Here is a 17,655-nt window from a genome sequence, read left to right on the forward strand (position 1 = left end):
GCGCTATTTATATTCGATGAGCCGCGCTTCACCGCGCCGCAGCCGCCGCCACCAATAGCCCAAGACGCCCTGCGCCTCGGGAAATTTCGACAGCACCGTGAAAAACGCCCAATCCGCCCCCAGCCCCTTGCGCCAGAGCCGCAAAACCTGCGCTGGATAGGCGAGCCACAGCAGCAGCGCCCAAGGGCTCCACAACGCGCCCAACAGCCCCGCCAGTGGCAGCAGCAGTCCCCAGAGCACCCCCCGCAGCGTCTCGCGCAGCCAATGCCGCTCGGGCGCGAACCCATAGCGCGCCGCGCCTTCGGCAAAGGCAAAGCCCGCCCGCCGCGCCCGCCGCCACCATTGGCCAAACCGCGTCAGCGCCGCGTCATGCGCTGTCATCTCGGCATCGAGCCGCCAAAGCCGCCAGCCCGCCCGCCGCAACCGCAGACAAAGCTCCGGCTCTTCCCCGGCAATCAGCCCGGCATCGAACCCGCCCACCTGCGCAAACGCCGCATGCCGCACCATGAAATCGCCGCCACAGGCGCGGGTCTCGCCCACCGGCGTGTCCCATTCCCTGTCGATCAACCGGTTGTAGACGCTGGCCTCCGGCTGCCGCTCGCGCCGCCGCCCACAAACGAGGCCCAGCGCAGGCTCGTCAACCAGCGCCGCCCGCGCCGCATCAATCCACCCCGCGACCACCGAACAATCGCCATCGATGAACTGAACAAATTCCGCCGCATCTTCGCCCAGCGCCGCAAACCCCGCATTGCGCGCCCGCGCCGCGGTAAAGGGCTGTGTCATATCCAGATTGACCACCTCCGCCCCCAGCGCCTCGGCCCGGGCCACGCTGTCATCCTGCGATCCGCTGTCGACATAGATGATCCGCCGCACGCCACCAGCGAGCGAGCCGAGCGCCGCGCTGAGCCGCTCCCCCTCGTTGCGGCCGATCACCACCGCATCGACCTCGGGCCCTGCCCCGCTCATGCCGTCACCTGCCAGAGCGGCGTCATCTGTTCGACAAACCGGGACGACCGCGCATAATCCTGCATCTTCTGAAACGCCGCCCGCGCAATCCGCTCGCGCCGCGCAGGATCGGCCAGCAAGCCGCGCACCACCTCGTCAAAATCGCTCAGGTCCCAGCGCAGCGGCACATAGGTCTCGCCGGGCACGAACAGATCGGGATCGGTCTCCACATGGCCCATATCCTGTTTGAGCAGCACCGCCCCGCACATCACCGCCTCGAAGTCGCGCCAGCACACCTCGCCATAGCCAAACGGGCTAAAGCAGATCTTCGAGCGCCGCAGCTCTTCCAGGAACCGATCATGCCGGATGCCGGTCCCCACCAGCTTGTTGACGCCCCCCAGCGCGTCAACCGCATCGGCACAGCCCTGCCGCATCTTCTGATACCACGGCGTGCCCGCCACCGCGATCCGCGCATGCAGGTCGATGGGGCGCGCGCCTTCGGGAAACGCCCCCCTATCAAAGACCGGCAGCATGAAAGGCGCGGTGACAAAGGACGGCCCAAGCCGCAGCTTCTCCCAGAACCCGTCAGGCACCGCAAAACACTGCGCCTCTTGGTCGAGCCCAAAGTGACGCCCATAGAAATCCATCAGCGTGGTATCCCCCAGCGTCGGATGCCCATAGGCCGCCCTGTCGCGCAGAAGATGCTTGCTGAGATAGAGATCGACACGCTCGGCCATCATCTCGGCAAACCGCAGATCGGTCGGCGCGAACCAATCCATGTAAGTGATCCGCGCCTTTGGATTGGCCCTGCGCACCCGGTCGAGCAGCCGGTCGAACTGCGCCTCGGTCAGATCCATAGTGCTCTGGATCGCCACGGCGCTCGCCCCCTTGGGCGCACTCTCCCCGGTCTCGCCATAGCGGGCCACATTGGCCTCGCGCACCTCCACCCCCGCCTGTTTCAGAGCCCGGCGGTAGTAATGGAACGGATAGACCTGACTTTGCGGGATGCGATGATCCACCCCAAGGATCAGCAACCGATGCGGCAGATCCCCGTCAAAGGGTCTCTGATAGCGTCCCAGCCGCTTGATCTCCTCCTGGGTCTCCAGCCATTTCATGCGGAACCGGTCGATCATCCCCGGGCCTCCAGCCTATCGCTGATCAAGCGCGCCGGCGACATATGGGCAAACTCCGCCGCCAGCCGCTGAATATCGCGCGCTCGGGTGGCGTCGAGCCCGTCAAGACAAAGCTGATGCAGATCATAGACCGCCCCATGCACCCGGGTGAGCTGCGGATGCGCCTTCACCCAGCCCAGCGTCGAGCGCAGGCGCCGCTCAGGCCGAAGCGCCCCGGACACCTGCCACGCCGCCTGCAGATTGCGCCACTTATGGCCAATGCCACAGCGCCCGGCGGCAGGTTGGTCAAACCCCTCCTGATAGGGAATATCCGACATCTCGGGAAAGCCGCGGGCAATCGCGTCATCATGAAGCATCTGATCCTTGGTCACGCTATAGGGCAAGGACAGACAGAACCGCGCGAACTCTGGGTCGAGATAGGGCGTAAAGACCTGCCGCGCCGGCGACAGGATCGCTTGCGGGACGAAATTGATCTCGCGCCGCGTGCGATGGAACATCCAAAACATCTGATAGGGATCGGGCGCATCGGCATATTGCGCAATCGCCCGCCCCATATGGTCGAGCACCTCGTCGTCGCGCCCCGGCGAATAGACCGGCCCCGCGCCCTGCCCCCACTCGGACCGCGAGATCACCCCGCCATGGCCTTTGATCATCCCCAGCGCGATGCCGCGATAATCGCCCTTCTCCGCCAGCTTGTAGAAATCATCCGCCCAATCATCGGGATTGGTGAGGATATCGCCCGCAATCCCGTCAAAACCGATGACATCGCGCTGGGCGAAATAATCATGCAGCGGCATCATCTGCGCATGCTCATCGGCGCAAAGCCCGGTCAGTGCCATCGCCCGCGTCGCATCCGCCAGCCGTGGCCGCGCATAGCCCAGCACATCATGGGCGATCCCTGCCCTTTGGCACAGCGCCCGTGCCGCCTGCGCCTCGCTGTTGAACGCATAGCCATTGTGATGAAAGGTCACGCAGGCCTCGGGCGCGCGCCCCTGATGCAAAAGCTCAAGCAGGATATGCCGCGAATCCCGCCCCCCGCTCAGCGGCAGCACGATCGGCCCGTCGCAATGGGTCAGGATACGCCGCACCGCCTGCCCAAAGAGGCTGATCATCCCGTCCACCGCATCATCGCGGCTGATCCGCTGCGCTACGGGGATCTCGGCCCCGCCGGTGATCTCCATCCGCCCCGCGCGCCAGACCAGCCGCCCCCCCGGCGGCAGGACCCGCACATGTTTCAGCGGCGTTTCGTCATTGATGAAAATCCCCACCCGGTGAAACACCGCCAGCGCCAGCTCATCGCGCGTGGTATCCGCCCCCTGCGCCACCAGTTCGAGCAGCGAGGGCGACACCATCACCTCGCCCTGCTTTTCATAGACAAAAAGCGAATAGAAGCCGAACCGATCCACCTCGGCCACGAGCTGCGCGCCATCCCAGGCCCAGGCCCCGCGCATCATGCCAATAGCGGCCCCACCCGGCGCAGGCGTCGATTGCCAGCGCGACAGCCCTTCGACCGCCGGCCCCTCGGGACCCGCGCGCAGACGAATATAGGGGGCGCTGCCAAGCATGCCTGTCTCTGTCATCACGACCTGTCTCATTCCCAAGCCATCAGGGCCCAAGCCACCACGGGCCCAAGCCGCCAAAGGGCGGACCTCAATATCTTCTCGCCTGCCTATAGGGTTTTGACGACCGAATAATGACCGGAACCGGGCGACAGTATAGCAGCACCCCGCATCCCGGCCTTATTCGCTAGCGTGCAAAGACGATATCGGCCTGCAGCCCCCCAAGACGCGCACTCTCCCCCAGCCGCAGACTGCCGCCATGCGCCCGCGCCACATCCATCGCGATAGAGAGGCCAAGCCCGACACCGCTACCCTTGTTCTGATTGCGCGCAGGCTCGAGCCGGGTGAAGGGCTTGACCGCCTCCTCGCGCAGCGCCGCCGGAATGCCCGGCCCGTCATCCTCGACCCGGATGCGCAGGCTGCGCTCGGTCAGCGCCACCGACACCTCGGCCCGGTTGCCATAGCGCACCGCATTGCCGACGAGGTTCTCCACCGCGCGCCGTACCGCGCCTTCGCGCAAGGGCAAAACCCCGCCGAGCGCCTCGCCCTCGACCGCCCCCAGCTCCACCGCCATACCGGCCCGCTGACATTCCTTCACGATATCCGAGACCAGCGCGACCGGGTCCACCGCCCCCATCTCGCCCTCCGCCGTGCCCCGGGCAAATTCGAGAAACTCGTTCAAGAGCCGCTCCATATCCCGCACATCGCGCAGCATCGCCTCCGCCTCGGCATCGTCGAGCATCGACAGGCTGAGCCGCAGCCGCGTCAGCGGCGTGCGCAGATCATGGCTTACCCCCGAGAGCATCAAGGTCCGCTGCTCGATATGGCGCTCGATCCGCGCCCGCATATCTAGAAAAGCGTTCCCCGCCGCCCGCACCTCATTCGCTCCGCTCGGGCGATATTCCTCGATCCGCCCCCGGCCAAAGGCCTCGGCCGCCCGTGCCAATCGGGTGATCGGCCGCAGCTGATTGCGCAGATAGAGATAGGCGATGATCGTCATGATCGCCCCCGTCACCACCATATTCACGATGAGCTGATGCGGATTCGACGCCGACACCCGCCGCCGATCAAACTGCAGCTCGACCGCTTCCGGCCCATCCGCCACATAGAGCCGCACCCAATTGTCATCCGGCAGGTCCACCGCCAAGAGCCCCGGCACCTGCCGCTCCATGTTGCGAATGACCAACAGCCCCGTCACATCATACCAGCGCCGCTGATGCGCCCCCGGCGCGTCGTCGCGGGGCAGATCGCGCATCGCAATCTCAAGCGCCGCCGCCTCGGCCTCCGGGTCTTCGTCATTGAGAATCAGCAGGATTTCCCGCGCCGTGGCCGTGGTCATCTGCACGGTGACCCCTTCAAAAAGCCGCTGCGCCGACACCACAGAGACCACCAAAGTCACCGAGATGACCGGCAGCAGCAGGATCAGCGTCGCCCGCCCAGAGAGGCTTCGGGGCATATATCGTTTGAGCCAGCGAAAAGACATGCGTTACATCTATCCGCAGCCCGCCAGACGCGAAAGAAAAACTCTCATGACCTCCGCCTTCGATCCCGCCGATTTCAATCCCGCCCCCGGAGAGGCCACGCCTCTCGCCCCCGGGCTGCGCCGCATCCTAGCGCCGAACCCGTCGCCGATGACCTTTCGCGGCACCAACACCTATCTGCTGGGCGCGCGCGACATCGCGGTGATTGATCCCGGCCCGGCGGATGCGGTGCATATGGAGGCGATCCTTGCCGCCCTCACCCCCGGCCAGCGGATCAGCCATATTCTCGTGACCCATGCCCATCTCGATCACTCGCCCCTCGCGCGACCGCTGTCCGAGGCCACCGGCGCCCCGGTTCTGGCCTTTGGCGATGCCGAGGCCGGGCGCAGCGACATTATGCAATCGCTGGCCCTTGGCGGCGCCATCGGCGGCGGCGAAGGCGTCGACAGGGATTTCTCCCCCGACGTCACCCTCTCTGACGGCGCGGTGATCGAGGGCGAGGGCTGGCAGCTCACCGCGCTCTGGACGCCCGGGCATTTCGGCAATCACCTCTGCTTCGACTGGCAAGGTCAGGTCTTTTCCGGCGATCTGGTGATGGGCTGGGCGAGCTCGCTGGTCTCGCCCCCCGATGGCGATCTCACCGATTTCATGACCTCCTGCCGCCGCCTCCGCGCGCTTGCCCCGCAACGCCTCTACCCCGGTCATGGCGCGCCGATTGAGAGCCCCGAAGACCGCATAAGCTGGCTGCTCACCCACCGCGAGGGCCGCGAGACCGATATCCTGCGCGCCCTCACCCAAGGCCCCGCCACCGCCCAGAGCCTCGCCCGCGCCATCTACACCGACACGCCCGCGTCCCTCCTGCCCGCCGCCGGCCGCAATGTGCTCTCCCATCTCATTGATCTCTTGGGGAAAAACCACGTCACCTGCACCGCGCCCCTGGCGCCCGACACAGAATTTTCCCTCAATTCCAACGCGCTGGAAAAAGATACGAAAAAATTGTGAACTCCCTCTGGACGCCACCGAAACCTGTTGCTATATCGCCCCTCGTGTTCCGGCGTAGCTCAGCGGTAGAGCAGTTGACTGTTAATCAATTGGTCGTAGGTTCGATCCCTACCGCCGGAGCCAAAAAAAGCCCTTAAGTCGCAAAGACTTGAGGGCTTTTTTGGTTTTCAAGCCAAACCCAACCCGCCCCCAAAACAGGCGTGTCTCCAAAGACTTGCCTTGCGCCTGCCACGCCGCTAGCACCGCCCGAAACAGGCCTTCTCAAGACCCGCATTCTTGACAGAGAATTTCACATTCTGGCCCCTTTCCTTTGATTAAAACTGTGCGTTGTTTCTGGTTTTGAGTGAGGCTTGGTATGCGTGCTTACTTTATTGTGATTGCCTGTCTTGGGGCGATGATCGGGGTGTTGATGCTCCCCGACCTTCTCATGGGGCTGACCTATCTGACATTCGGGCTCGTGCTTCTGTTCGGGCTCCTGATCGCCAACCTCTTCGCCCTCATGATCCTCATGATCCCCGCCGTTTTGCTCGGCCGAAAAACACGGGCCGGCGCGGCGCTGCTTGGTGCCGTGATCTTCCTCGGAGCGGTTTTTGGCCCGGGCCTTTACCGCAACCACCTTGATCCAAACGCCGCCTGGTTACAGCCCGTCCTCAGCGCCGAGCTGAAGACACCGCCGAGATCCGTAGAGCTCTGGACCAAATGGAGCGGCAAAGAGGCCCATGACCTGACCTGCTCTGACATCTGCATGCAGCTCCTGAGAAACCCTGATCTGGACTGGATCCGCTTGCGTTGGAGTTCAAAGACCGCCGCATTGTTTGCCCGCGATCGGGACGGGCGGCTCAGAGCGCAGGAAAACCACGAACGTCCTGCTGATGTGATGATCAACGACTACGAGGTGAGCGGCGAATGGCCCCGGCCCGGCAATCTCGACATCTGGGAGGTTCAGTCCCGGCCCGAAGGCTATGTGATCGTGGACCAGCGCAACCGCAAGGTGATCGCACGCAATCTCGAGGCCAAAGCAAAGGGCGTATGGCACTTTGCCTTCTTGTACATGGATCCGGAGGAACGCGGCCTGGCCTCCCTACACCTGTGGCGCAACAGCTGGCTCAAAATCTCTGCCGATCCAGATCGCACCCTGAAAAGCGACCTGATCCACTTCGGTCTGTTTGACCCGGACATCTCCTATGACACCGTCAACGACCCGGTCATTCTTGACGATGCGGTGCGGAAGATCCTGCAAAGATATCAGAGCCCGCACCCCGCGCCGCTCTCTGCCGATGAAAAAGATCTGTTGCGGGAATTCGACCTGCAGCTGGACCGGGGCCTCCGCCTGCCCGAACGAAAAGATCTCGTTGCCGAGCTGATCAAACAAGGGTTCGGCTTTGGCAAGGGGGCCCGAAAGATCCTGGAGGCAGACCCCTCGATCAGATCAGAGCTCTTCGCCATCGCCGCATCGAACTTTCACAACAGAGATATCTTTGCCGCCAAACTTGCCAAGCTGGAGTTCTACTATCGGCTCGATAGGAACGAGTCTCTGGCAGAGGTCGGCCAATATGAAACAGAACTCGCAATGGCGTTCCGTCGCGCCGACCATCAGCGAAAAGTGAACAGCCTGCCTTTGCTGTATTACTTTAAAATGGACCATCCAGACCTGATCCTGGATCAGATCATCGCGCTGTTTCCCCCGCTCAGCGACGTCAACCGGCGCTACAGCGACGAAACTTTGCGCGGCTGGCAAGCGCAAGGCGCGGATATCGAGTTCATGCAAGGCCTGTGGAAAAAGAAAATCATCATCGAGACCCCACCGGATCACATCCAACTCTCCCACCCCGCTATCATAGCCATGGCGAAGATGGAGGATCTCGACCAGGATTACCTCCGCAGCTGGATGATGCGCTGGTCCCTCGAACATCACCGTGTCAGGTGGTTTGAAAAAGACGTCAACAAAGCCGTGGTAGATTTGCTCGTCAAACATGATCTGCTGGATGTACTCGCGTTCTTGCAAGGCTCCATGTTCCCCAACCGGGGTCTGGACACGCCGCGAGATCCGAGCAAGTTTGCAACCCCCTTGGTCCTGCGGTGATGCGGGGCTGGGGCAAGGCCGCCGCCCCATCGCCCCCTCCCGGCGTGGCAGCGGCACCCTTCACATACCCCGCCATCCCCCCACCCCTGCCGCGCCATTTTGGCCACGACACGCCCACAGCGCATCTGCCGGGTTGCGGCAGCGGGCGGAATTGCCTAAATCACCTGAAATCGAAATGACTCGCGTGCGTCCGGTCCCGTACCGGATGGCCGCCCATGCGCGTTGACGCGCGCAGCAACCACAGGATCCTACAGGCCCGTCCATGGAAAATGTCGTCCTTACCATCCACCTCCTCGTCACGCTGGCCCTGATCGGCGTCGTGCTCCTTCAACGCTCCGAAGGCGGCGGGCTCGGTATGGGCGGCGGCGGCGGGGCTGTCGCGGGCCGTTCTGCGGCCACCGCGCTGGGCAAGCTGACCTGGGTTCTGGGCTTTGGCCTCTTCGCCACCTCGATCGCGCTCACCGTGATCGCGGCGGAAAAATCGGCCGGCAGCTCGGTGCTCGATCGTCTGACCGACGCCCCGGCGCAATCGGCCCCGGCCGACGCCCAAGGCGACACCGGCCTCGGCGGCTCGCTCCTGCCCCCGGCGGCAGGCGATGACACGCCGCTCCTGCCAAGCGCCGAATAATCCACAAGCTTTAGAGGAAGGCAAAAGAACCGCAACATCATCTTGCGGTCACCTTGCGCCTTTATCTCGATTGCTATAAGAGTTGAGTCCCGTGGTGCTGCGGGTCTCAGAGACCGAATCGTGCCATCTCAGAGGCCAGAAATCACGGGGGACTGCCATCCTATGGCGCGTTTTATCTTCATCACAGGTGGGGTCGTCTCGTCCCTTGGCAAAGGTCTCGCATCGGCGGCGCTCGGCTCGCTCCTGCAGGCCCGCGGCTTCTCGGTGCGCCTGCGCAAGCTCGATCCCTATCTGAATGTCGATCCCGGCACGATGTCGCCCTTTGAGCATGGCGAAGTCTTCGTCACCGATGATGGCGCCGAAACCGATCTCGACCTCGGCCATTACGAACGCTTCACCGGCGTCCCCGCCCGGATGAGCGATTCCGTCTCCTCGGGCCGCATCTATTCCGACGTGCTCGAAAAGGAACGGCGCGGCGATTACCTCGGCAAGACGATCCAGGTCGTCCCCCATGTCACCAACCAGATCAAGGAATTCATCTCGATCGGCGAGGACGAGGTCGATTTCATGCTCTGCGAAATCGGCGGCACCGTCGGCGACATCGAGGGCCTGCCCTTCTTCGAGGCAATCCGCCAATTCAGCCATGACCAGCCGCGCGGCCAATGCATCTTCATGCACCTGACGCTGCTGCCCTATCTCTCGGCCAGCGGCGAGCTCAAGACCAAACCGACCCAGCACTCGGTCAAGGAATTGCAATCCATCGGCATCGCGCCCGACATCCTCGTCTGCCGCTCCGAACAGCCGATCCCCGAAAAGGAACGCGAGAAAATCGCCCTCTTCTGCAACGTCCGCAAAGAGGCGGTGGTCGCGGCCTATGACCTCAAATCCATCTACGAGGCGCCGCTTGCCTATCACCGCGAAGGTCTCGATCAGGCGGTGCTCGATGCCTTTGCCATCTCGCCCGCGCCGCGCCCCGATCTGACCATCTGGCAGGATGTCTATGACCGCATCCACAACACCGATGGCGAGGTCAACATCGCCATCGTCGGCAAATATATTCAGCTCGAAGATGCCTATAAATCCATCAAAGAGGCGCTGACCCACGGCGGCATGGCGAACCGGGTCAAGGTCAATGTCGAATGGGTCGATGCCGAGATCTTCGACCGCGAAGACCCCGCGCCCCATCTCGAAGGCTTCCACGCGATCCTCGTCCCCGGCGGCTTTGGCGAACGCGGCACCGAAGGCAAGATCCGCGCCGCCGAATTCGCCCGCACCCGCAAGATCCCCTATCTCGGCATCTGCCTCGGCATGCAAATGGCGGTGATCGAGGCGGCACGCAACGTGGCCGGGCTCAAAGACGCGGGCTCCGAGGAATTCGACCACGAGGCCGGCGAAAAGCGCTTCACCCCCGTGGTCTACCACCTCAAGGAATGGGTGCAGGGCAACCGCAAGGTCAAGCGCAAGGTCTCCGACGACAAGGGCGGCACCATGCGTCTCGGCGCCTATGACGCGACGCTCAAGGACGGCTCCCGCGTGGCCCAGATCTATGGCACCACGGGTATCGACGAACGTCACCGCCACCGCTACGAGGTCGACACGACCTATCGCGAACAGCTCGAAAAATGCGGCCTGACCTTCTCGGGCATGTCCCCCGACGGGCGGCTGCCGGAAATCGTCGAATGGGCCGATCACCCGTGGTTCATCGGCGTGCAATTCCACCCCGAGCTGAAATCGAAACCCTTCGCGCCGCATCCGCTCTTTGCCGATTTCGTGCGCGCCGCGCTGGACAACAGCCGCCTCGTCTAAGGCTTCAGGCGGGGCGTTTGAGCCCCGCCCGCGCCGCCTCCGACACCTCCCGCATGGCACAGCCCTCGGCGTGATCATTGATCAGCCCCATCGCCTGCATGAAGGCGAAAATCGTCGTCGGCCCAAGAAACTTCCAGCCGCGCTTTTTCAATTCCTTGGCAATCGCCTGTGACGCCGGCGATACCGACCGGCTCTGCGGGGTCACCGCCGGCTCCTCGCCCGGCTCATAGCGCCAGAAAAACGCCGCCAGCGATCCCTCCGCTTCGACCATCTCACAGGCCCGCGCCGCATTGTTGATCGTGGCCTCGATCTTGCCGCGATGCCGGATGATCCCCGCATCCTGCAAGAGCCGCGCCACATCCGCCTCGCCAAACCGCGCCACCTGATGAAAATCGAACCCGGCAAAAGCCGCGCGGAAATTCTCGCGCTTCGACAGGATCGTCCGCCAGCTGAGCCCCGACTGAAAGCTTTCCAGACAGAGCTTCTCGAAAAGTCGCTGGTCATCGACCACCGGATAGCCCCATTCGCGGTCGTGATAGTCGAAAAACTCCGGCGCCGCCGCGCACCAGCCACAGCGCGGCCGCCCGTCCGGCCCCTCTACCAATCCCGTCATCGCTCTCTCTCCCGGTTTGCGCCTCTTCTGGCTCACAATATCCCGGGGTGAATTGGCCGCAAGGCCAAGAGGGGCCGCGCCCCTCCCGGCCCCGCTTTCTTACCCGCGCGCCTCGCGAATGAGCCGCAGAATATCCTGCGCCGCCTCGGGGATATTGGTGCCCGGGCCAAAGATCGCCTTGACGCCGGCCTTCTTGAGGAACTCGTAATCCTGCTGCGGGATCACCCCGCCACAGATCACCAGAATATCGCCCGCATCATTTTCGCGCAGCGCCTCGATGAGCTTCGGCGCCAGCGTCTTATGCCCCGCCGCCTGGCTCGAGATGCCGATCACATGCACGTCATTGTCGACCGCATCCTGCGCCGCCTCTTCCGGCGTCTGGAACAGCGGCCCGACATCCACGTCAAAGCCGATATCGGCAAAGGCCGTGGCAATCACCTTGGCGCCCCGGTCATGGCCATCCTGCCCCATCTTGACGACGAGCATGCGCGGACGCCGCCCCTCTTCCTCGGCAAAGTCCTCGACCGATTTCTGAATCGCGGCAAAGCCCGCGTCGCCCTCATAGGCCGCGCCATAGACCCCGGCCAGCGTCTTGACCTCGGCCCGGTGCCGCCCGAACTCATCTTCCATCGCCATGCTGATCTCTCCCACAGTGGCCCGGGCCCGCGCGGCCTCAACCGCCGCCTCGAGCAGATTGCCGCCCTCGCGCGCGCGCCGCGTGATCTCGGCCAGCGCCGCATCACAGGCGGCCTGATCGCGGTTCGCCCGGATCGTCTCGAGCCGCGCGATCTGACTGTCGCGCACCGCCATATTGTCGACATCGAGAATGTCGATCGGGTCTTCCTTGTCCTTGCGGTACTTGTTGACGCCGACGATCACCTCGTCGCCGCGATCGATCATCGCCTGCCGCGTCGCCGCCGATTCCTCGATGCGCAGCTTCGGCATACCCGAGGCCACCGCCTTGGTCATGCCGCCCATCTCATCGACCTCTTCGATGATCTTCCACGCCGCCTCGGCGAGCTCATGGGTCAGGCTCTCGACATAATAGGACCCGGCCAGCGGATCGACCACGTTGGTCACCCCGGTCTCTTCCTGCAGCACGAGCTGGGTGTTGCGTGCAATCCGCGCGCTGAAATCCGTCGGCAGCGCAATCGCCTCGTCGAGCGCATTGGTATGCAGCGACTGCGTGCCCCCCAGAACCGCGCTCATCGCCTCATAGGCGGTGCGGATCACGTTGTTATAGGGGTCTTGCTCCTGCAGGCTCACGCCGCTCGTCTGGCAATGGGTGCGCAGCATTTTCGACCGGTCCGATTTCGCCCCGAACTCGGTCATGATGCGATGCCAGAGCAGCCGCGCCGCCCGCAGCTTGGCCGCCTCCATGAAGAAATTCATGCCGATCGCAAAGAAAAAGCTGAGCCGCCCGGCGAACTTGTCGACATCGAGCCCCGCCTCGATCGCCGCTTTCACATATTCCTTGCCATCGGCCAGCGTAAAGGCCAGCTCCTGCACGAGGTTCGCCCCCGCCTCCTGCATGTGATAGCCCGAGATCGAGATCGAGTTGAATTTCGGCATATGCTCAGAGGTATAGCCGATGATGTCCGACACGATCCGCATCGACGGCTCGGGCGGGTAGATATAGGTGTTGCGAACCATGAACTCCTTGAGAATGTCGTTCTGGATCGTGCCTGCGAGCAGGCTCTTGTCATGGCCCTGCTCTTCGCCCGCCACGATGAAACTGGCAAGGATCGGGATCACCGCGCCATTCATCGTCATCGACACGCTGACCTGATCGAGCGGGATCTCGTCAAAGAGGATCTTCATATCCTCGACACTGTCGATGGCAACGCCCGCTTTGCCGACATCGCCGACGACGCGCGGATGGTCGCTGTCATAGCCCCGGTGCGTCGCCAGATCAAAGGCCACCGACACGCCCTGCTGCCCGGCCGCCAGGTTGCGACGGTAAAAGGCGTTGGATTCCTCGGCCGTGGAAAACCCCGCATATTGCCGGATGGTCCAGGGACGGCCCGCATACATCGTCGCCTTGACGCCACGGGTGAACGGCCCCTCGCCGGGCAGGCTGCCCAGATGGCCGAGCCCTTCGAGGTCCTCCTCGGTATAGATCGGCTTGACCTTGATGCCTTCCAGCGTGTTCCAGGTCAGGTCCTCCACCGCGCGACCGCGCAGCTCTTTCTCGGCGATTTCACGCCATGCGTCGTGCTTGCGTCCCATTGCTTTGTCCTCTTCTGATCGCGCCCGGGTCGGGGTTTGTCCCCGCTGTCTCAGGCGTGGTTTCCTCACAGATCCGTGCCAGCCCATCCGCGCCCGCGCGCAGCCAGTACAGATCATCCGCATAGGTTTCGGCCATCCGGGCCCGGGCCTCCCTGTCAAAGAGCCCTGCCCCCTCGGCCATCTTGGCATAGGGTCCGGGATCGAGGCCGCACTCCGTCAGCCGCGCCACCAGCGCCGCCGTGCTGGGCCGCGCATTGCGCACCTCGCGCGCATGTTTGCGCGGCACATCCGCCCGCCCCAGAAGCGCCGCCAGACGCGCCTCCGGGTAAGGCGCCAGCCGCTCATGCGGCAGCACGATGATCTCGGTGTCGGGCAGCGCACAGGCGAGATCGGTCACCACATCGCGCCAGCTGCGCGGCATGGCGGCAATCTCGGACAGCTCCGCGCGTCCCGGCACCTGACCGATCCGCATCAGGCTGAACGCATAGGCCGAGGCCCAGTAATGCTGCGGCGCGCGGATGCACAGGATCACCCGATCCACCCGGCCGCCCATCGCATGACGATAGCGCGCCAGCCGCTGCCCCGCCGCCGGATAGAGCTGCCGATGCCGCAGATTGTGCCGCACACTGCCGAGCATATTCTCGTCGCTCACCACCAGCGCCCGCAGCCCCCGCGCCTCGAGCTTGGCCAACCGCAGGGCGATCCGGCCCCGGGCGCGCTCGATCTGCTGCGCCGCGCTCATCACCGACGCCACCGGCGTCACCCCGTGAAACAGCCCCTTGCGCAGCCGCGGCGGCCCCCAATAGCCCACGCCGCCATCGCCCAGCGTCTCGGCATTGGACCGCATGTAAAACTGAAAACTCGTCGAGGCAGCCCGATGCGCCCCCAAATGCAGGTGAATATCCATGGCAGCCCTTGCAGATGGCGCCGCCGATCTCTGTCGCGACGCGGGAAAAGATGCCCGAGCCTTGCGCAGAGTTTTTGATATATGATGAAGACGCCCCCGCCCGGCACAGCCTGCGCTTTGCCATATCGCAATCGGTCCATCCGTGCTTATATAAGGATCAGCAGGAGGATCAATGACACGCGTTTTTTCCAAGTTTTCCGGTCTGTTGCTCGCCATGGCATTGGCTGCACCGGCCGCCGCCCAAGAGGCCCAGACCACGCCAGAAGATCCGGTCGTCCTCGGGTCAATTGATGCAAATTTGAATGATTTTCTTTGGCATAAACGCCCGCTGGTCATCTTTGCCGACAGCGCCGAAGACCCGCGTTTCCTGCAACAGATGCAATATATCGAGGCCCGGCTCGACGATCTCGCCGAACGCGATGTGGTGGTGCTGATCGACACCGATCCGGCCAGCGGCTCCGAGCTGCGCGAGGCGCTGCGCCCGCGTGGCTTCATGCTCGCGCTGATCTCCAAGGACGGCACCGTGATCCTGCGCAAACCCTCGCCCTGGTCGGTACGGGAAATCTCGCGCACCATCGACAAGCAACCGCTGCGCGAACAGGAGATCCGCGACCGGCGCGCCGCGGGCCAGGGCTGAGCCCCGCCCGCCGCAACTCCGGCCCCGCTGATATCCTGCCCGCGCGTCATTGCGGTTACTCGAACTCCATGATCACGTCATCCACGGCGAGACTGTCGCCCGGACCCGCGTTGATCTTGGCCACCACGCCCTTTTTCTCGGCGCGCAGGATGTTCTCCATCTTCATCGCCTCGACGGTACAGAGCGCCTGCCCCTCCTGCACCTCCTGCCCCTCTTCCACCGCCACGGTGACGATGAGGCCCGGCATCGGGCAGAGCAGCAGCTTGGACGTGTCCGGCGGCAGCTTCTCGGGCATCAGCCGGGCGAGCTCGGCCTGACGCGGGCTGCGCACATGCACCTTGAGCTCGGCACCGCGGCTGCGAATGCGGAAACCGCCGGAAATCTTGCCGACCTTGAGCACCAAGGGCGCGCCGCCCACATCGAGCCGCGCCAGCGTGTCGCCGGGGGTCCAGTCGCTCGCCACCCGCAGCTCGCTGCCATCGTCGAACTTCACGGTCGAGCCTTCGCGGTCGGCCTTGATGGTGACGGGATACTCCTCACCCTGCAGGCTCACCACCCAATCCTCACCGACATGGCGCTCGTGATTGTCCATCCGGCCCGACACGCGGGTGCGGCGGATCTCGGCCACCCGGTGCATCGCGGCACAGGCCGCCGCAATCCGGCGCAGCGCCTCACTGTCGAGCGTCACACCCTCGAAGCCTTCGGGATATTCCTCGGCGATGAATGCCGTGGTCATGTCGCCCGACACAAATTTCGGGTGATCCATCACCGCGCTGAGGAACGGCAGGTTATGCCCGATCCCCTCGACCTCGAAACTGTCAAGCGCCACGCGCATCCCCTCGATGGCGCTCGCCCGGTTCGGCCCCCAGGTGCAGAGCTTGGCGATCATCGGGTCGTAATACATCGAAATCTCGCCGCCATCATAGACGCCGGTGTCATTGCGCACGGCCCAGTCGCCCGCCGGCGCCTCGCCCTGCCATTTCCCGGTCTCGAGAAGCGGCCCGGCGGCCACTTCCTGCGGCGGCGCATAGCGCGTCAGACGCCCGATCGACGGCAGGAAGTTGCGATAGGGATCCTCGGCATAGAGACGGCTCTCCATCGCCCAGCCGGTGAGTTTCACATCGTCCTGGCTCATGCCGAGCTTTTCGCCTGCCGCGACCCGGATCATCTGCTCCACAAGGTCGACCCCGGTGATGAGTTCCGTCACCGGATGCTCCACCTGCAGACGGGTGTTCATCTCGAGGAAGTAGAAATTCTTGTCGCCATCGACGATGAATTCCACCGTCCCGGCGCTGGCATAGCCCACCGCATGGGCCAGCGCCACGGCCTGCTCGCCCATCGCGCGCCGCGTCGCCTCGTCGAGAAACGGGCTCGGCGCCTCTTCGATGACCTTCTGGTTGCGCCGCTGGATCGAACATTCCCGCTCGCCCAGGTAAATGCCGTTGCCATGGCTGTCACAGAGCACCTGGATTTCGATATGGCGCGGCTGGGTGACGAATTTCTCGATGAAAATCCGGTCATCGCCAAAGCTGTTGGCAGCCTCGTTCTTCGAACTCTGGAACCCTTCGCGCGCCTCTTCGTCATTCCACGCGATGCGCATCCCCTTGCCGCCGCCGCCAGCCGAGGCCTTGATCATCACCGGATAGCCGATCTCGCCCGAGATCTTCACCGCCTCATCCGCATCCGCGATCAGACCCATATAGCCCGGCACGGTCGACACATCGGCCTCCTGGGCGATCTTCTTCGAGGTGATCTTGTCGCCCATGCTCTCGATCGCGCCCACCGGCGGGCCGACAAAGGCCACGCCCTCGGCGGCCAGCGCCTCGGCGAATTTCGAGTTCTCCGACAAGAAACCATAGCCCGGATGCACCGCCTCGGCGCCGGTGGCGCGGATGGCCTCCATGATCTTGTCAATCACGTTATAGGATTGGTTCGCGGGCGGCGGCCCGATATGCACCGCCTCATCCGCCATCTGCACATGCAGCGCATTGCGGTCCGCGTCCGAATAGACCGCAACGGTCTGAATGCCCATCTTGCGGGCCGTCTTGATCACGCGACAGGCGATCTCGCCGCGGTTGGCGATCAGGATTTTCTTGAACATTCTGCGTCCCCTTCGGTTCTGCCGCGCCCGTTTTCGGGCTTGCGGTCGGCAAAGAAAAAGCCACCGACGGCAGCACCGTCGATGGCTCTATGACAATGACAGGCGCGGCGCCAGGCGGCGCCACCTGTCAGGTGATCAGCATCTACTTGGGTAGGCGTGGCAATAGGCGACGTTGCCCGCCGCACCGACGGCTGCCCCGGCTGCAAGGCTGCCGCCCAGCACCGCCGCGGTGCCGACGCCCGCGCCCGCCCCGATAAGGGCCTGCTCGCCCAATGTGTCGCCACAGGCCGCAAGGCCAAGCGCGGCAACCAAGGCTGCGGCCAATGAAAACTTCTTCTGCATGATAGGCTACCTCTTCCCGATCCTTCAGGGGTTATCCCTCTATCACAGGTGGAAACGCCATCAGCGTCAAACAGTTCCCCTTTCTGTACGCACAAACTGGCAAGAGTTTGCCCATCTCTGTGCGCCTCAGCAGAGGAAAAAATGGGCGACGCACGCCAAAACACGCGGCGCCGCCCATAAGGGGAAGGG

At 63.9% G+C, this 17,655-nt stretch carries 14 protein-coding genes and 1 tRNA gene; 6 read left to right on the forward strand and 9 right to left on the reverse strand.

All coding sequences use genetic code 11. The features are described 5' to 3' along the window. Positions 1-3: 3 nt before the first annotated feature. From ISM_RS16595 to ISM_RS16610, 4 genes are all read right to left on the reverse strand, one after another. Complete coding sequence (locus ISM_RS16595) at positions 4-966, reverse strand: glycosyltransferase family 2 protein (RefSeq protein ID WP_009815360.1); 963 nt, start codon at positions 964-966, stop codon at positions 4-6. Further along, the gene (locus ISM_RS16600; RefSeq protein WP_009815361.1) at positions 963-2,078 is read right to left on the reverse strand and encodes a glycosyltransferase family protein; all 1,116 of its coding nucleotides are present in this window, start codon (positions 2,076-2,078) and stop codon (positions 963-965) included. Before ISM_RS16600 ends, ISM_RS16595 begins: the two co-directional genes overlap by 4 nt. After that, entirely contained in the window at positions 2,075-3,658 is a 1,584-nt protein-coding gene (locus ISM_RS16605) for an asparagine synthetase B family protein (RefSeq protein WP_040618178.1), read from the reverse strand. Before ISM_RS16605 ends, ISM_RS16600 begins: the two co-directional genes overlap by 4 nt. 166 nt (positions 3,659-3,824) lie before the next feature. Continuing rightward, a complete protein-coding gene (locus tag ISM_RS16610; protein WP_009815363.1) occupies positions 3,825-5,120 on the reverse strand; it encodes an ATP-binding protein in 1,296 nt (431 codons plus the stop codon). Between the two features lie 46 nt (positions 5,121-5,166). Between ISM_RS16610 and ISM_RS16615 the strand changes: the two genes are divergently transcribed. From ISM_RS16615 to ISM_RS16635, 5 genes are all read left to right on the forward strand, one after another. Beyond that, a complete protein-coding gene (locus ISM_RS16615) occupies positions 5,167-6,120 on the forward strand; it encodes an MBL fold metallo-hydrolase (RefSeq protein ID WP_009815364.1) in 954 nt (317 codons plus the stop codon). Positions 6,121-6,168: 48 nt separating this feature from the next. Beyond that, positions 6,169-6,243, forward strand: a tRNA-Asn gene (locus ISM_RS16620). A 232-nt stretch (positions 6,244-6,475) separates the two neighbouring features. Then, on the forward strand, positions 6,476-8,203 hold the full coding sequence (locus ISM_RS16625) for a hypothetical protein (RefSeq protein ID WP_009815365.1): 1,728 nt from the start codon (positions 6,476-6,478) through the stop codon (positions 8,201-8,203). A 262-nt stretch (positions 8,204-8,465) separates the two neighbouring features. Continuing rightward, complete coding sequence (gene secG, locus ISM_RS16630) at positions 8,466-8,831, forward strand: preprotein translocase subunit SecG (protein ID WP_009815366.1); 366 nt, start codon at positions 8,466-8,468, stop codon at positions 8,829-8,831. 162 nt (positions 8,832-8,993) lie between these two features. Continuing rightward, positions 8,994-10,637, forward strand: coding sequence for a CTP synthase (locus ISM_RS16635; protein WP_009815367.1), 1,644 nt, complete (start codon positions 8,994-8,996; stop codon positions 10,635-10,637). A 4-nt stretch (positions 10,638-10,641) separates the two neighbouring features. Here the strand turns inward: ISM_RS16635 and ISM_RS16640 are convergent, their stop codons facing one another. From ISM_RS16640 to ISM_RS16650, 3 genes are all read right to left on the reverse strand, one after another. Then, the gene (locus tag ISM_RS16640; protein ID WP_009815368.1) at positions 10,642-11,250 is read right to left on the reverse strand and encodes a DNA-3-methyladenine glycosylase I; all 609 of its coding nucleotides are present in this window, start codon (positions 11,248-11,250) and stop codon (positions 10,642-10,644) included. Positions 11,251-11,349: 99 nt separating this feature from the next. After that, entirely contained in the window at positions 11,350-13,479 is a 2,130-nt protein-coding gene (scpA, locus tag ISM_RS16645; RefSeq protein WP_009815369.1) for a methylmalonyl-CoA mutase, read from the reverse strand. After that, positions 13,451-14,386, reverse strand: a complete 936-nt coding sequence (locus ISM_RS16650; protein WP_009815370.1) for a hypothetical protein — start codon at positions 14,384-14,386, stop codon at positions 13,451-13,453. Before ISM_RS16650 ends, scpA begins: the two co-directional genes overlap by 29 nt. Positions 14,387-14,558: 172 nt before the next feature. Here ISM_RS16650 and ISM_RS16655 point away from each other — a divergent pair, with 172 nt between their 5' ends. Beyond that, complete coding sequence (locus ISM_RS16655) at positions 14,559-15,023, forward strand: DUF4174 domain-containing protein (protein ID WP_009815372.1); 465 nt, start codon at positions 14,559-14,561, stop codon at positions 15,021-15,023. Between the two features lie 55 nt (positions 15,024-15,078). On the opposite strand, the gene ISM_RS16660 is transcribed toward ISM_RS16655, so the two are convergent. Continuing rightward, the gene (locus tag ISM_RS16660) at positions 15,079-17,124 is read right to left on the reverse strand and encodes an acetyl-CoA carboxylase biotin carboxylase subunit (RefSeq protein ID WP_009815373.1); all 2,046 of its coding nucleotides are present in this window, start codon (positions 17,122-17,124) and stop codon (positions 15,079-15,081) included. Positions 17,125-17,259: 135 nt separating this feature from the next. Then, positions 17,260-17,466: a hypothetical protein gene (locus tag ISM_RS16665; protein WP_009815374.1), complete on the reverse strand. Its 207-nt coding sequence runs from the start codon at positions 17,464-17,466 to the stop codon at positions 17,260-17,262. Positions 17,467-17,655 lie beyond the last annotated feature (189 nt).

Source organism: Roseovarius nubinhibens ISM, assembly GCF_000152625.1.
Taxonomy (GTDB): Bacteria; Pseudomonadota; Alphaproteobacteria; order Rhodobacterales; family Rhodobacteraceae; genus Roseovarius; species Roseovarius nubinhibens.